The organism is Sulfitobacter mediterraneus (genome assembly GCF_016801775.1).
GTDB classification, from domain to species: Bacteria; Pseudomonadota; Alphaproteobacteria; order Rhodobacterales; family Rhodobacteraceae; genus Sulfitobacter; species Sulfitobacter mediterraneus_A.
The window spans coordinates 793,555-808,386 of record NZ_CP069004.1 but is presented as its reverse complement, the minus strand read 5'-3'; the positions used below and the strand labels follow the sequence as shown (position 1 = coordinate 808,386).

Annotated in this window: 13 protein-coding genes; 2 read left to right on the top strand and 11 right to left on the bottom strand. The window is 58.8% G+C overall.

All coding sequences use genetic code 11. From position 1 onward, the window contains the following. Positions 1–8: 8 nt before the first annotated feature. Entirely contained in the window at positions 9–1,403 is a 1,395-nt protein-coding gene (locus JNX03_RS03875; RefSeq protein WP_203211131.1) for a methyl-accepting chemotaxis protein, read from the top strand. 186 nt (positions 1,404–1,589) lie between these two features. Here JNX03_RS03875 and JNX03_RS20670 read toward each other — a convergent pair whose 3' ends face one another. From JNX03_RS20670 to JNX03_RS03855, 5 genes are all read right to left on the bottom strand, one after another. Further along, positions 1,590–1,718, bottom strand: coding sequence for a hypothetical protein (locus tag JNX03_RS20670; RefSeq protein ID WP_259943427.1), 129 nt, complete (start codon positions 1,716–1,718; stop codon positions 1,590–1,592). 97 nt (positions 1,719–1,815) lie between these two features. Then, the gene (recG, locus tag JNX03_RS03870; protein WP_203211130.1) at positions 1,816–3,906 is read right to left on the bottom strand and encodes an ATP-dependent DNA helicase RecG; all 2,091 of its coding nucleotides are present in this window, start codon (positions 3,904–3,906) and stop codon (positions 1,816–1,818) included. Continuing rightward, on the bottom strand, positions 3,903–6,023 hold the full coding sequence (gene ligA, locus JNX03_RS03865; RefSeq protein WP_203211129.1) for an NAD-dependent DNA ligase LigA: 2,121 nt from the start codon (positions 6,021–6,023) through the stop codon (positions 3,903–3,905). The genes recG and ligA overlap by 4 nt, the downstream gene beginning before the upstream one ends. A gap of 90 nt (positions 6,024–6,113) precedes the next feature. Continuing rightward, the gene (gene ctrA / locus JNX03_RS03860; RefSeq protein WP_203211128.1) at positions 6,114–6,821 is read right to left on the bottom strand and encodes a response regulator transcription factor CtrA; all 708 of its coding nucleotides are present in this window, start codon (positions 6,819–6,821) and stop codon (positions 6,114–6,116) included. 96 nt (positions 6,822–6,917) lie between these two features. Then, complete coding sequence (locus JNX03_RS03855; RefSeq protein ID WP_203211127.1) at positions 6,918–7,196, bottom strand: DUF1153 domain-containing protein; 279 nt, start codon at positions 7,194–7,196, stop codon at positions 6,918–6,920. Positions 7,197–7,319: 123 nt separating this feature from the next. Here JNX03_RS03855 and mnmA point away from each other — a divergent pair, with 123 nt between their 5' ends. Beyond that, positions 7,320–8,462: a tRNA 2-thiouridine(34) synthase MnmA gene (mnmA, locus tag JNX03_RS03850; protein ID WP_203211126.1), complete on the top strand. Its 1,143-nt coding sequence runs from the start codon at positions 7,320–7,322 to the stop codon at positions 8,460–8,462. Positions 8,463–8,568: 106 nt separating this feature from the next. On the opposite strand, the gene lpxB is transcribed toward mnmA, so the two are convergent. The 6 genes from lpxB to bamA all read right to left on the bottom strand — a co-directional run bounded on the left by lpxB (position 8,569) and on the right by bamA (position 14,770). Beyond that, positions 8,569–9,723: a lipid-A-disaccharide synthase gene (gene lpxB / locus JNX03_RS03845; protein ID WP_231024134.1), complete on the bottom strand. Its 1,155-nt coding sequence runs from the start codon at positions 9,721–9,723 to the stop codon at positions 8,569–8,571. Then, the gene (locus tag JNX03_RS03840; RefSeq protein ID WP_203211124.1) at positions 9,720–10,520 is read right to left on the bottom strand and encodes an LpxI family protein; all 801 of its coding nucleotides are present in this window, start codon (positions 10,518–10,520) and stop codon (positions 9,720–9,722) included. Before JNX03_RS03840 ends, lpxB begins: the two co-directional genes overlap by 4 nt. Next, positions 10,517–11,299 carry an acyl-ACP--UDP-N-acetylglucosamine O-acyltransferase gene (gene lpxA / locus JNX03_RS03835; RefSeq protein ID WP_203211123.1) on the bottom strand — a complete coding sequence of 261 codons (783 nt, stop codon included), beginning with the start codon at positions 11,297–11,299 and terminating at the stop codon, positions 10,517–10,519. The genes JNX03_RS03840 and lpxA overlap by 4 nt, the downstream gene beginning before the upstream one ends. Beyond that, positions 11,296–11,766 carry a 3-hydroxyacyl-ACP dehydratase FabZ gene (gene fabZ, locus JNX03_RS03830; RefSeq protein ID WP_203211122.1) on the bottom strand — a complete coding sequence of 157 codons (471 nt, stop codon included), beginning with the start codon at positions 11,764–11,766 and terminating at the stop codon, positions 11,296–11,298. The genes lpxA and fabZ overlap by 4 nt, the downstream gene beginning before the upstream one ends. Before the next feature lie 75 nt (positions 11,767–11,841). After that, positions 11,842–12,408, bottom strand: coding sequence for an OmpH family outer membrane protein (locus JNX03_RS03825; RefSeq protein ID WP_203211121.1), 567 nt, complete (start codon positions 12,406–12,408; stop codon positions 11,842–11,844). Positions 12,409–12,412: 4 nt separating this feature from the next. Then, on the bottom strand, positions 12,413–14,770 hold the full coding sequence (gene bamA, locus JNX03_RS03820; RefSeq protein ID WP_203211120.1) for an outer membrane protein assembly factor BamA: 2,358 nt from the start codon (positions 14,768–14,770) through the stop codon (positions 12,413–12,415). Positions 14,771–14,832: the final 62 nt, after the last annotated feature.

Here is a 14,832-nt window from a genome sequence, read left to right as displayed (position 1 = left end):
GAGGGCATATGACCGCGCAAATCCCCATTGATGCCACCGGGCGGATGGACAAGCTGGCCAAGGCCGCGGCGGCGCTTGGCTTTGAGATTGTCGATATCGCGGGATTTCTGGATCTTGCGGACAATCATGCCAAACACCAACGGTCGGCCCTTGATGCCCTGGGGGCCAGCGCCAAAGAAGTGACCAGCGTCAATGACGAAATGGGCACCTTGGTGGACGCGCTGACTGTCACATCGGATCAGGCGTTGAGCGACGTAAAGACCTCCGTCACCTTGGTACGCGATGTCGGGGACCGCACCCGCAACGTGGCCGGTTGGGTCAAATCCGTGCGGGATCGCACCGGGTCTGTGGGCGACACCCTGAACGCGGTCAAGGCCAATAACAGCGAGATTGCCGTGATTGCCGCGCAGGTCAACACATTGGCGATCAACGCAAAGATCGAGGCAGCGCGGGCCGGCGACGCCGGGCGCGGATTTGCCGTGGTGGCCGATGCGATCAACGATCTGTCACAAAAAACCAGCGTCGCCGCGACCCAGATTTCGCAAAACATCGAGAATCTGACAAGCTGGATCTCAGACCTTGGCAGGGAAGCCAAAAATGCCGCGGACAATGCCACCGATGTGCTGGGCAAATCCGAAGAAACCGACACTGCGCTCCGCCGGATGGAAGCCACCATCGAAAGCGAACATGCCCAGACCCAGAAGATTTCGTCGCGCACACAGAGGGTCAAGGACGCCATGCAACGGCTCAGCCCGGCGGTGCGCGAGATTGACAGCACCGTGCGCGAGGCGACCACCGGCATTGCCAAGACCAACACCCGTATGCTGAACCTGATTGAAACGTCAGAGCAGATTGTCCAGCATTCTGCCGCGCTTGGCGGTGCGTCGATTGATGCGCCCTTCATCAGCTTTGTTCAAAAAACCGCCCGCGAGGTGTCGCTGGCCTTTGATCAAGCCTTGTCCGACGGCACAATCGCCATGGAACAATTGTTTGACCGGAACTACAGGTCCATACCCAATACAAATCCCGAACAGGTCTTAACCCAGGCCACTGATTTTCTGGATCAATTGCTGCCGGATTTTCAGGAGCCCGCTTTCAAATTCGATCGTAGGGTCGTGTTTTGCGCCGCCGTTGACACCAACGGCTATCTGCCCACGCACAACCTGAAATTCTCGCACCCGCAGGGCGACGATCCGGTGTGGAATACCGCCAATTGCCGGAACCGGCGGATCTTTGATGATCGTGTGGGCCTAAAGGCCGGCCGCAACACCGAGAATTTCCTTTTGCAGGTGTACCGCCGTGACATGGGCGGCGGGGAATTCAAATTGATGAAAGACCTGTCCGCGCCGATCTATGCCGCGGGGCGTCATTGGGGCGGTCTGCGATTGGCCTATGGCTATTGATCCGACCCGCAGACCAAAAAAACGCCGCACATCCCGGCAGGGGATGGCGGCGCAAGGAAAGCGTTTCTCATGTGGGACCCGCTGCGCTGTATGGAAAACCAGATCCAACAAGACAGGCAGTGACCGTTGGTGCATCAAATTGGGACGGATGCGACAGCAACAGCGGCAAGAGACCGCAGGCAGAAATCAAACAAAAGCAGGCAGATGCAGGCCAACCACAAACATGACAATCAAAGCAGCGGCACCAATGGAATCCTGCAACAATGTTGCATGAGACCGTGATGCGATCATCTTGAGTGTTTTGAGTGTGATCATGTGAACCTCCTGTTCTGTTGCCTCTTTGTTCTCATTTTCTTAGGCCCCTGTAAAGAACTTTATGAGAACATTTGCGAACAAAATGGAACGTCAGAGGTTAACCAACTGAAATCAAACGAATAGCTTCATCCTGCCGCATGAGCCATAAAAGCATCCGGACCGCTTTGCCACGTTCCGTCTCCAGTGCGGGATCATCGTTCAGCAATTTTCGGGCATCTGATTGCGCGGTTGCCATCAAGCCCGCCTGCCTTTCAAGGTCTGCGACCTTGAACCGTGGCACCCCGGATTGCGCCGTCCCGATCAAATCGCCTGTGCCCCGCATTTGCAGATCAGTCTCGGCAATCACAAAGCCGTCTTCAGTATCGCGCAGCACTTCAAGCCGGCGCTGACCGGTCTCGGACAGGGGGTGTTGATACATCAAAAGGCAGGTCGATGCCGCCTGCCCGCGCCCCACCCGACCGCGCAACTGATGCAATTGCGCAAGGCCAAATATTTCGGCCCGTTCCACCACCATGATGGTCGCGTTTGGCACATCGACCCCCACCTCGATGACGGTGGTGGCCACCAGAACCTTGGTCTTTCCCTCTTGAAAAGCCCGCATCGCCGCGTCTTTCTCGGCGGCGGGCATTTGACCATGGACCAACCCCGCCACCCCTTCGCCCAAGGCCGCACGCAGGCGTTTGAAACGCTCTTCAGCGGCGATGAGATCGCTGGCCTCGCTCTCTTCAACCAATGGACAAACCCAATAGCATTGTCGCCCGTCCGCAATCGCGGCACGCAGGCGGTCAATCACCTGATCAAGCTTTTCCGTGCTGATCAAAGCGGTCTTGATCGGCTGGCGGCCCGGCGGTTTTTCGTCCAGCACCGAAACATCCATATCGCCATATTGCGCCAGCGCCAGACTGCGGGGGATCGGCGTCGCCGTCATCACCAGAATATCCGCCCTGTCCCCCTTCTGGCCAAGCTCTAACCGCTGCCGAACGCCAAACCGGTGCTGTTCGTCCACCACGGCCAACCGCAGATCGCGAAAATGCACATCGGCCTGAAACACCGCATGGGTGCCAACCAAAACCTGAATATCCCCGCGCTGCAGCGCGTCGATTTTGGCTTTTCTTTCCGCTCCCTTGTCGCGCCCAGTGAGAATTTCGAGAACCACACCGGCCTCTTCGGCCATAGGCCGCAGGCCTTGCAAATGTTGGCGGGCCAGAATCTCGGTTGGCGCCATCAAAACGCCCTGCCCGCCTGCCTCAACCGCGCGTAACAAAGCCAAGAACGCAACCAGCGTCTTGCCCGCACCCACATCCCCTTGCAACAACCGGTTCATCCGTTGGGCACTGGCCATGTCGGTTGTGATTTCCTCGACGGCACGGCTTTGCGCCCCCGTCGGCTTGTAGGGCAGTGACGCCAGAACCCGCGCTTGCAACCGGCCATCTCCATGGGTTTCGCGCCCCGATTTGCGCCGCTCCCGTTGGCGTGCGAGGGCCAGCGTAATCTGGTGGGCGAAAAGCTCATCATAGGCCAGCCGTTCACGCGGGGGCGCGGTTGCGGCCAGATCAGATAGTTTTTCCGGATCATGCGCCGCACGGACAGCATTCGCGAAGCCCGACCAACCTGCCGCCTTTTTCTGTTCTGAATCAACCCACTCCGCCATTTCCGGTATCCGGCTGATCGCGGCGCGGGTGGCCTTGTACATCAGTTTTTGCGTGATCCCGCTGGTCAGCGGATAGACCGGCTCAAACGCTGGAATGTCGCTTAGGTCATCTTCCGGCACAGCAAAATCCGGATGGACCATTTGGGCGACACCGTCGAACAGTTCCACCCGGCCTGACACGATCCGCCGAGACCCCTCCGGCAGTTGCCGTGCCAAATAATCACCCCGCGCATGAAAATACACCAATTGGAAACTGGTTTGTGCATCCTCTACGTGAATCCGGTAAGCACCATTGCGATTGCGTGACGGACGATGGGCCCCAACGGTGATCGCAACCGTCAGAGTTGCCGGCAAAAGGGCATCTTTGACGGTGACGGAAAGGGCGCGATCGATGCCTGAATAGGGCAATGTAAACAACAGGTCACGGGGTGCAGCGACACCAAGTTGTGCAAAATGCTGCGCAGTCTTCGGCCCGACCCCGTCAAGGGTTTCAAGGCCGGCAAAAAGCGGGAAAAGTGGCTCCGGCCGGGTGCTCATGCGCCCTCGATCAGGGACAGCCAGCCGTCCTCGTCCAAGGTTTCTATCCCAAGTTCCGCCGCCTTTTTGGCTTTGGATCCTGCGCCCGGGCCCGCGACAAGGATATCTGTCTTGGCACTGACGGATCCGGACACCTTAGCACCAAGCCGTTCGGCACGGGCTTTGGCCTCAGCGCGGGTCATTTTTTCCAGTGTTCCGGTGAAAACCACAGTTTTTCCGGCAACCGGGCTGCCGCTGGTGTCGGCCCGCTGCGCCGGTTTGACCGAAAGATGCGCCACAAGCCGATCAATGGACGCGCGTTCGGCCTCTTGGGCAAAGGCGCTGACCAACGATCCGGCCATGACGGTGCCCACGCCATCCACGCCGATGAGGTCGGCCCAGGCATTGCTGTCCGGATCCGCCGCAGCCACCACAGCGCTTTCGAAGGCCTCCCAGGTGCCGTAATGCAGCGCGAAGAGGTTCGAGGCTGCCTCTCCGACATGGCGAATGCCAAGGGCAAAGATTAACCGTCCCAGCGGGATATTTCGTTTGTCGTCAATCGCGTCAAAGAGATTGGCAGCGGATTTTTCTCCCCAACCTTCACGGTTTTTGAGCTGTTGCAGCCCCTCGCCGAAGCGCTTTCTCAGTGTGAATATATCCGCAGGTTCCGCGATCCAGCCATCGGCGTAGAATTGTTCGATCTGTTTTGCACCAAGACCGTCGATGTCGAAGGCACCGCGTGATACAAAATGTTTCAATTTTTCAACAGCTTGCGCCGGGCAAATCAATCCACCTGTACAGCGGCGCACAGCATCTCCCGGCTCCCTGACGGCTTCTGATCCACATTCGGGGCAGATGTGCGGGAACGCATAGGGTGCGGCGTCCGCCTCCCGTTTGCTCAGATCTACATCGGCAACTTTCGGGATCACATCGCCCGCACGGTAAACCTGTACCCAATCGCCTACCCGGATGTCCTTGCCCTGGCGAATTTCTGCGCCCTTGCTGTCAAACCCTTTGATGTAGTCCTCGTTGTGCAGGGTCGCGTTTGACACAACAGCGCCGCCCACTGTCACCGGATGCAAGCGCGCGACGGGCGACAATGCACCTGTGCGGCCAACTTGAATATCGATACCGTCCAGGCGGGTCCAGGCCAGCTCTGCCGGGAATTTATGCGCAATGGCCCAACGCGGCGTGGTTGAGCGAAATCCAAGCCTGCCCTGAAGCGCCAGATCGTTCACTTTATAAACGACACCATCAATGTCATAGCCAAGCGTTGCGCGCTGGGTCTCGATCTTGGCATAGTGGTCCAGCATCTGTTGCGGCCCATCGCACAAAGTGGTGAGCGGGTTTGTCGAAAACCCAAATTCACTCAACCGTTCAATCGCCCCCATTTGCGTATCGGCCAGAGGATGAGACAAAGCGCCCCAAGCATAGGCAAAAAACCTCAATGGGCGCGATCTGGTGATTTCGGTGTCCAATTGCCGCAGCGATCCGGCCGCGGCGTTTCGGGGGTTGGCAAAGGTCTTGTCGCCTTTGTCTTGTTGTCTGTGGTTGAGGGCATCAAAATCGGCATGGCTCATATAAACCTCGCCGCGCACCTCAAGAACCGACAGATCGGTCTCGATCTGGTGTGGCACATCGGCAATGGTTTTTGCGTTTGCAGTGACGTTTTCACCCGTTTCGCCATCACCGCGGGTGGCCGCCTGCACCAAAACGCCGTTCTCATAGCGCAAGGAAAGGGACAGACCATCAATTTTGGGCTCTGCCGTGTAACGCAAAGGCGCATCCGCCGCCAGGCCGAGGTACTTGCGAATACGTCCATCAAATTCGCGCACGTCTTCCGCATCAAAAGCGTTGGACAAGGACAGCATCGCCACTTCATGGGCAACTTTGGAAAACCCTGCGGCGGGCGCGGCCCCCACTTGTTCGGTTGGGCTGTCATCCCGTTTCAACTCGGGGAAACGAAGCTCAATTGCAGAGTTGCGGCGCTTGAGCCTGTCATATTCTGCATCCGAAATGTCAGGGTCATCTGCGCCATGGTAGGCATTATTCGCAGCCAACAGGATCTGCGCCAGACGGGCCAGCTCCGCCTCAGCCTGGGTTTTGCTTAGCGCATCAACCGCTATTTCGGATGTCACGGCCCTGCCCCTTTTTGCCTGTTCCAGTCACCCCTTAGATAGGTGGCAGGGCACAGCAGGTCTAGCAGTTTCCGCCTCGGTCTTGGCCGGTTATCCGGTGGCAGCAATGTCCATGCTTGCCGGTTCCGGATCGCGCAGGACATAGCCGCGCCCCCAAACCGTTTCGATGTAATTTTCGCCACCCGTCGCCAAGCTGAGCTTTTTGCGCAGTTTGCAGATGAAAACATCAATGATCTTCAGCTCAGGCTCATCCATCCCGCCATAAAGGTGGTTCAGGAACATCTCTTTGGTCAGCGTCGTGCCTTTGCGCAAGGATAACAGTTCGAGCATTTGATATTCTTTTCCGGTCAGGTGCACCGTGGCGTCATCCACGCTCACCGTCTTGGCATCCAGATTGACGGCAATCTGCCCGGTTTTGATCACCGATTGCGAATGCCCTTTGGACCGGCGAATGATCGCATGGATACGGGCAACAAGCTCTTCGCGGTGGAAGGGTTTTGTCAGATAATCGTCTGCCCCAAAACCGAAACCCTTGATCTTGCTTTCCGTATCGTCGGACCCTGACAGAATCAGAATGGGCGTCTCAATCCGGCTGAGCCGAAGCTGGCGCAGCACCTCATGGCCGTTCATATCCGGCAAATCGAGATCCAGTAAGATCAAATCATAATCATACAGCTTGGCCAGATCGATGCCTTCCTCCCCCAGATCGGTCGCATAGACATTCAGGTTTGCATGGGTCAGCATCAATTCAATGCTTCGAGAGGTCGTTGGATCATCTTCAACAAGCAATACGCGCATTTGGTTCCTCCGCACGGTCATTACGACATTGGACTGGATCGTGAACAAAAAAGGTTAACCACCCGTTACCCATGTGGATAACATTACGTTAACAACTTAAAGTTGTCTATATTTTTGTACCGTAGTCGCCTTGAGCGCCGCCTCACCATGATCTGTAACCGCGCGCACCCATTCAACAAATTCCTCTTCACTGATCTGATAACGGCGCAACGCTTCGGCTTGCGTGATCAAACCATACAAAACCCCGCGCACCACCGCCGCCTTGCGTGATGCCACCCAGCGCCGGGTCTGCGCCGGCGGAAGATCCGCCTGGCTCATCACCGTGCCATCCGCAAGGGTCACGGATCTGGGCCCATCCACTTTCTTGAGAAACATCTCCCACTCCAAATTGCCGCGGCTTAGGGATGCACCCAGCCTCCTTAACGGCAGGTGAAGCCCCCCCTTGTGAGTGCATAGGATTTTCCTATATTCCCCACTAACGCCTCCCGGAGACTTGCAATGCCCCTTGACCAGACCCCGCCGCTCAATTCCTTGGGCTTTGCCAAAGCGCCCGCCGACACGCGGGTGGTTGTCGCAATGTCCGGCGGTGTGGACAGCTCCGTTGTGGCCGCGATGCTGGCCGAAGAAGGCTATGACGTGGTTGGCGTGACCCTGCAGCTTTATGACCACGGCGCGGCATTGGCCAAGAAAGGCGCCTGTTGCGCCGGGATCGACATTCACGACGCCCGCCGCGTGGCCGAAGACATGGGTTTTCCCCATTATGTGCTGGATTACGAAAACATCTTTCAGGATGCCGTGATCGACGAATTTGCCGACAGCTATCTTGCCGGGGCAACCCCTGTGCCCTGCATCCGTTGCAACGAGCGGGTCAAATTCAAAGATCTGCTGGAAACCGCCAAAGACCTCGAAGCGGACTGTATGGCGACGGGCCACTACATCCAGCGCAAGATGGGCCCGGACGGGCCGGAGCTGCACAGCGCTGCTGATGCCAGCCGCGATCAAAGCTATTTTCTGTTCTCCACCACCCCGGAGCAGCTCGACTTCCTGCGCTTCCCGCTGGGCCATCTGCCGTCCAAGGACGACACCCGCGCCCTGGCCGCCAAATACGGGCTCAGCGTGGCGATGAAACCGGACAGCCAGGACATCTGCTTTGTGCCCAATGGCGATTACGCCTCGGTGATCCGCAAACTGCGCCCCGAAGCGGCCGATCCGGGCAATATCGTTGATCTGGACGGCAATGTGCTGGCAAAGCACGAGGGTGTGATCCACTACACAATCGGCCAGCGCCGCGGGCTTGGCATCGGCGGACTGGCCGATCCGCTTTATGTGGTCAAACTGGACGCCGACCGCAAGGAAGTGGTGGTTGGCCCCAAATCCATGCTCGCCACACGCCGCGTGCCGGTGCGCGAGATCAACTGGCTGGGCGACATGCCCCTGACCTCCCAGAAAGAATGGCCCATCGCGGTCCGGGTGCGATCCACCCGCCCGCCACGCGACGCAATCCTGCGCCCGATCACAGACACCACCGCGGAGGTGGAACTGCTCAGCGCCGAGGAAGGCATCTCTCCCGGTCAGGCTTGTGTGTTCTATGACCCGAACAGCAGCCGCATCTTTGGTGGGGGCTGGATCCACAAAGGCTAGCCCAGGCCCCACCTGCGCCCTTTTTGGCCCCAAATACTCCAGGGGGTCTGGGGGACAGCGTCCCCCATCCGTAAAACAGATAGAATCGCGCCGACAGGCGCGGCCATTACGGCAACCGGTCTAAAACAGCCTGCGCCGCGCGCAGTCCTGGCGCTGCACCGCCCTGCCCCAAACGCTGCATCGTCAGGGCCATCGCATCCAGTTGCATTTGCGGGTCATCCAAAACCTTCAACGCTGCCTCGGCAATGGGTCCGGGTCGGCAATTTGCGCCAATAAACTCCGGCACCGCACGGGTTTCCGACACCAGATTGACCAGTGTCACCGTGTCGATCTTGACCATCCGGCCAATGATCTGGCGGCTGAGCCAATTCATGTCATAGGCGATCACCATGGGTGTGGTCGCCGCCGCCAGTTCCAGCGAAACGGTGCCAGAGGCCGCGACCGCCACATCGGCGGCGGCAAAGGCGGCCCGTTTTTGCGCCTGCGCTGCGCTGAGTTCCATCTCCGTGGGGTCCAGAACGATCGGTCGCCCTTCCCAGGTGCGCATGGCCCGGCGCACATCTGAAGCAACCGGCCCGGCTGCGGGCACCACGATGCGCAGATCCGGCCGCGCCCGCACCAATCGGGCGGCAACCTGTTGGAAGATCGGCAGCAAACGGCTCACCTCGCTGCGCCGCGATCCGGGCAGGATCAGTGCAAGCGGCGCATCCGCCAGATCCATCGATGCCCGAAACGCAGCAATTTCATCGGACTGGGCCACAGGTTCCGCAACCACCGGATGTCCGACAAAATCACAGGCCATGCCTGCCGCTTCCATGAAGGGGGGCTCAAAGGGCAAAAGCGCTAAAACATGATCGACCCAACGGGCCATTTTCTCTGCCCGTCCCGGACGCCACGCCCAAACCGATGGCGCCACGTAATGCACTGTTCTGATGCTGCTTTTGGCCTTAACCCGACGCGCCACCCGCAGCGAGAAATCGGGGCTGTCGATAGTGATCAAAACATCGGGTGCGGTGTCGATCACCGCCTGCGCGGTCTCGTTTATCCGCGCCATCAAAGCCCGGTACTTCGGCAGGATCTCTGCCAGCCCCATGACGCTCAATTCGGTCATATCGAAACGACTGACCAACCCCTGGGCCATCATCTCCGGCCCGCCGATCCCGTCGAACTGCACGTCCGGGCGCAGCTCCTTTAACCCTGCCATCAAGGCCCCGCCCAGCTTGTCGCCAGACGGCTCCCCGGCAAGGATAAAGACCTTCACCCTTCGCCCCCGCGCCGCACCCATAGCACGAGACCCAGCTCATCGGCCAAGGCGGCGCAACGGTCCTGATCGAGGATGATCACATCGCCTGCATCCACCACCACACCGGCCAGACCGGCGGCATGGGCAGCGGTCAAGGTGTTTGGCCCGATGGTGGGCATGTCGATCTCACGTATCTGGCCCTCTTTGGGTCCTTTGCACAGGATCGCATCGGCGCCTTTCGCCTCGGGCGGTAATGTGGACAGCAGATGATCTGTGCCGCCAATGGTTTCGACCCCCAGCACCTGTTCGCGGCCAATCACGCAGGCTTGCCCGATGTCGAGCGGGGCCAAACCGGCCAGAACTGCCTCACCCTTGGCAGCATCCTTGCGCATTTGCGCATTGGGCCATTTTTCAGACAAGACCCCTTGCTGCGCGACCAGGTCGGGCAGCAATTCATCCGCGCCAACCACGTCAAACCCGGTTTGTTCAAAGATTTCCATCAGGATCTGCAACGCGCCATTGTCGCCTGCGGCCAGAGCCTTTTGAAACAGCGGCACCAGCGGTAGCGTTTCTGCGTCCAGCTTGGACGGGTCAAGCGCGGGCCGGTCGATTGCTCCGCAAAAGCAAACCCTTGTGATGCCGCGCTCGCCCAGTTGCACCAGCAATGTGCCAAGGGTTTCAAGACGGAAAGTCAGATCAGCGGACACGCTGTCGGGCAACATGCCTTCATAGCCGCAGATCAATGGCGCCTGATCCTGCGCGGCGGCGACTTTGGCGGGCAGATCGCCGCGCCCTGCGATCAAGGCCAGCGTCATTTCGGGGTCAGGAAATTGCGGCTGCTGTCGGCGGCCACAAAATCAACAAGCTGGCGCACGTAGTCGCTTTCGGTTTCTTCACCAAGACGGCGGGCGCGGTCATGAAATGTGCCTTCGCCCTGGGCGAGCATCTGAAAGGCGGCGCGCAAGGCAGTGATATCACTGCGGGCCACGCCGCGGCGTTTGAGCCCGACAAGGTTAAGCCCATCCAGATCGCCGCGCGGGGCCTGCACCAGCCCATAGGGGATCACATCGTTGGTCACCATCGTCACGGCCCCCACGATGGCACCCTGCCCGATGCGGACAAACTGGTGAATGCCCGACAGGCCACCGATGATTACGTCATCTTCCAGCACGCAATGGCCGGCCACCGCGGCGCTGTTCACAACAATCACCCGGTCGCCGATGATCGCGTCATGGGCAATATGACAGCCAGCCATGAACAAGCCGTCGTCGCCAACCTTGGTCAAACCGCCGCCGCCCTCGGTGCCGCAGTTCATGGTGACATGTTCGCGGATGCGGTTGCGCTTGCCGATCACAAGGCGGCTGGCCTCGCCCTTGAACTTCAGATCCTGGGGGATTTCGCCAATCACCGCGAATGAAAATATTTCGGTGCCTTCGCCAACTTCGGTCTGGCCGGTGACCACTACATGGCTTTTCAGTACCACGCCTGCATGCAAGACGACCTGGGCACCAACCACGCAAAATGGCCCCACCAGGGCGGAGGGGTCAATCTGCGCCCCGTCTTCGATCACCGCTGAGGGGTGGATGTTGCTCATGCGTCCTCTTTCGGCAGATCCAGCATCGCCATAAACTCCGCCTCGGCGGCCATTTCGCCCTCGACGGTGGCCACACCGGCAAATCGCCAGACCTTGCCGCCCGGTTTGCCCCGCACAGTCTTCAGGTCCATGCGCAACACATCGCCCGGCACAACCTTGCGGCGGAATTTGCATTTGTCGATGGACATGAAATAGATCAACATTTCCTTGTCCATCTGTTCCAGCGCCACACCAACCATCACGCCTGCGGTCTGCGCCATCGCCTCGACAATGGTAACGCCCGGCATGATCGGCGTGCCGGGGAAATGCCCCTGAAAATGCGGCTCGTTCATGGTGACGTTCTTGTAGCCCACTGCAGAGGATGTGCCGTCGATCTCTTCGACTTTATCGACCAGCAAAAACGGATAACGGTGCGGCAGGATGCGCTGAATCATTTGAATGTCGGCGCGCAATTTCTCTTGGCTCATGGAATGTCCTTTGATTGCAAGGGCGTATAACAGGGCTATCAACTCAGGCCCATTGGGGCAAGCATCAGATCGGCGCTACTTCGGCTCGATCCCGCTGCCCAATGTTTCATCCAGTAACGCGATGGCGGCGTCCGTGATGTCGATCGCGTTGGCACTGTAGAAAACCGACCGTCGCTCAAGGATCACCACGGCGCCGCTCCGGCGCATCAGTTGTTCCATGACCGGTGCCGCGGCCCCCAAAAACACTTCCCGTTCTTTGTCGAGCAGTTGGTTCAGATCGCGTTCCTTGGCAGCCTGTTCCTGCCGGATGGTTTGCACCTTCTGATCAAACTGGTCCGCCAACGCGCGAAATTCTTCTGCCGGCAAGGTCGGGCGCAGATCGGTCAATTCACGCTCTTCTGCCTCGAGCTCTGCCTCGATCTGGCGAAAATCAGCGGCCAATTCTGCTGCCTTGCTTTCCACCTCACCCGCCACGCGGCGGCCAAAGGCACTTTCGAGAAAGACCCGGTCCGAATCCAAAGTCAGCAAAGGGCTTGAGATGGACCCGAGATTGAGACTGCTGCCACCTTGTTGCTGTGCATATGTGGGTGTGGCCCCAAGCAGGGCCAGCACCGCAATGACGCAGGCAAAAGGCAATTTCATCGCCCTAGAACTCGGTGCGCAGCGTGACCTCAAAGCTTTGTTCCTTGTCAAAGGTCTCGCTTTTCAGGGCCTTGGAGACATTGAACTGCAGCGGACCGACAGGGGTTTGCCAGAACACAGACAGGCCGACCACATGGCGGAAGGAACCGCTTTCGCCAACGACGGTGCCGCCGTTGTAGTTCACATCACTGAGATCCCACAGGTTGCCAACGTCGTAGAATACGCCGCCGGTGATCCCGTATTCTTCGGGCAGACCAAGCGGGAATTCCGCCTCGAACCGCGCCGCGACGTAAAGGTTGCCGCCCAATGGGTCATTGGCTGTGCCGCTCACGTCACGCGGGCCAATGCCGCCCGGCTCAAAACCGCGAATGATCGACGGGGTCAGGATAAAGCGGTCCACGATGCGGTTGGTGCCTTCGGACCACGCCAATGCGCCGCCCTCAAGGGTCGCCCGCAAAGTGACCTCTTCGTTAAAGATCTTCTTTTCCCCAACAACCTTCGCCGTGGTGCGAATGAATTTGCTGTCGCCGCCAAGTCCGGCGAAATCCTGGCTGAATTTGAACAACACGCCCGAGGTTGGGTCGAGACCGGTGCGCCGGGTGTCAAAGGTGTATTCATAGCCGATGGAAGACGACAGTTGCGCGCCGGCTGCGATGTCGCCCGCCGCCGTAAGGCCATGAACCGGCACCTCACGTGCCACTGTTTCGATCTCTTCTGCGGTGTAGCGCAGTTGCAGACGGCCATTTTCACTGACCGGGAAGGTCAGGCTGGGTCTGAACACGAAATTGTTGGTGTCGTAAGAGAAATATTGCGAATCTGTTTCGGCATAATCCAGCTCAAGACCAAATGCCAAATCACGGCCCAACAGGCGTGGTTCGGTGAATTTAATCCCGTACCGCTTTGCATCTGACGCTGTGGAAAGCGACAGGCCAAGCCGTTGTCCGCGCCCGAGGAAGTTGTTCTCGGCAAAGCTGATCACAACACCAAAGCCGTCGTTGTTGGAGAAAGTCCCGCCAAAGTTCAAAGACCCGGTTGGTTTTTCCTCGACATCCACATCCACAACAACCTGTTCGCCGCTGCTGCCTTCGCGGGCGTTCACCTGAGCGGTTTCAAAGAACCCAAGTGCGCGAATGCGTTCGGCGGCCTGCCGGATTTCACGCGGGTTGAAGGGATCGCCTTCAACGCTGTCAAATTCACGGCGGATGACGCGGTCAAGCGTGGTGGTGTTGCCCTCAATATCGATCCGTTCCACGAACACGCGCGGGCCACGGCTGAGGACATAGGTCACATTCAGCGTCAGATCGCGGTCATTGCGCTCGATCCGTGGCTCAACGCGCATGAAGTCCACCCCATCGCGGATCGCCTGACGTTCCAGACGGGCGATGTCCGCCTCAACCACGGTGGGTGAATAGATCTTGCCCGATCGCACCTTGATGATCTTGCGATAGACGTCGGCATCCACATTCGGCATCTCGGAGACAACATTCACTTCGCCAAAGCTGAACTGCTGGCCCTCGGTGATGTTGTAGGACACGAAGAACCCGTCGCGCTCTTCGGTCAATTCGCCGTTCACCGCGGTGGTGCGCATATCGACGTAGCCGCGAGACAGGTAGAAATCGCGCAGCATCTGTTTGTCAGCCTCAACACGGCTTTCAACAAAGGTATCCCGGCGCACCAGACGGCGGAACAGGCCCGCCTGTTTGGTGCCAAGCACCCGGCGCAGACGGCGGTCAGAATAGACGCGGTTGCCGGAGAAGCTGAGCCGTTCAATCTCGACGTTGTCGCCTTCGAAAATTTCAAACACCAGATCCACACGGTTCTGGCTGCGGCGGATGATGCGGGGCTGCACACGTGCGGCGATCCGGCCATCGTTGGCATAGGCCTCGACAATTGCGGCTGCGTCCGCCTCGGCCTGGGCCGGGTTAAACACCCGCCGCTCGGTCGAGGAGATCACCCCTTGCAGGTTGTCATCCTTGATCCGCTTGTTGCCCTCAAAGCGCACGCGGTTCAGGGTCGGCAGTTCGGTAACCGTGATCACCAATGTGCCGCCACGCGGCTCAATCGCGACCGTTTCGAACAATCCGGAGTTTTGCAGGTTCTGGTAGGCGTCATTCAGCTGACCGCCTGACACAACCGCCCCGCGCCTGATTCCGGCCCGCGAAAGGATCGCGCTGTCGCCGATCCGTTCGTTTCCGTTGATCACAACCGAGTTAAACCGGTACTCCTGCGCCACCGCCTCGGCGGCTGGAATCAGCCAAGCCACTGACAACAAAGCGCAAACAGAAGCGCCCCGAATTGCGTTAGCGAAATCTTTCTTTCGCGCCTGTTTCACAGGCACACCGCCCCAGGTATTCAGCCTCATGGTTCAAACCCAATTTTGCGACATCCATTGCCAACCTGAGTACGCAGGTTAACGCGGATTGT

Coding starts and splice junctions, on each gene's coding strand:
- JNX03_RS03840 (WP_203211124.1), bottom strand. CDS start 10,520: ATGACGCTGGCCTTGATCGCAGGGCGCGGCGATCTGCCCGCCAAAGTC.
- fabZ (WP_203211122.1), bottom strand. CDS start 11,766: ATGAGCCAAGAGAAATTGCGCGCCGACATTCAAATGATTCAGCGCATC.
- ctrA (WP_203211128.1), bottom strand. CDS start 6,821: ATGCGCGTATTGCTTGTTGAAGATGATCCAACGACCTCTCGAAGCATT.
- JNX03_RS03875 (WP_203211131.1), top strand. CDS start 9: ATGACCGCGCAAATCCCCATTGATGCCACCGGGCGGATGGACAAGCTG.
- JNX03_RS20670 (WP_259943427.1), bottom strand. CDS start 1,718: ATGATCACACTCAAAACACTCAAGATGATCGCATCACGGTCTCATGCA.
- JNX03_RS03825 (WP_203211121.1), bottom strand. CDS start 12,408: ATGAAATTGCCTTTTGCCTGCGTCATTGCGGTGCTGGCCCTGCTTGGG.
- lpxA (WP_203211123.1), bottom strand. CDS start 11,299: ATGAGCAACATCCACCCCTCAGCGGTGATCGAAGACGGGGCGCAGATT.
- JNX03_RS03855 (WP_203211127.1), bottom strand. CDS start 7,196: ATGTTTCTCAAGAAAGTGGATGGGCCCAGATCCGTGACCCTTGCGGAT.
- recG (WP_203211130.1), bottom strand. CDS start 3,906: ATGAGCACCCGGCCGGAGCCACTTTTCCCGCTTTTTGCCGGCCTTGAA.
- bamA (WP_203211120.1), bottom strand. CDS start 14,770: ATGAGGCTGAATACCTGGGGCGGTGTGCCTGTGAAACAGGCGCGAAAG.
- mnmA (WP_203211126.1), top strand. CDS start 7,320: ATGCCCCTTGACCAGACCCCGCCGCTCAATTCCTTGGGCTTTGCCAAA.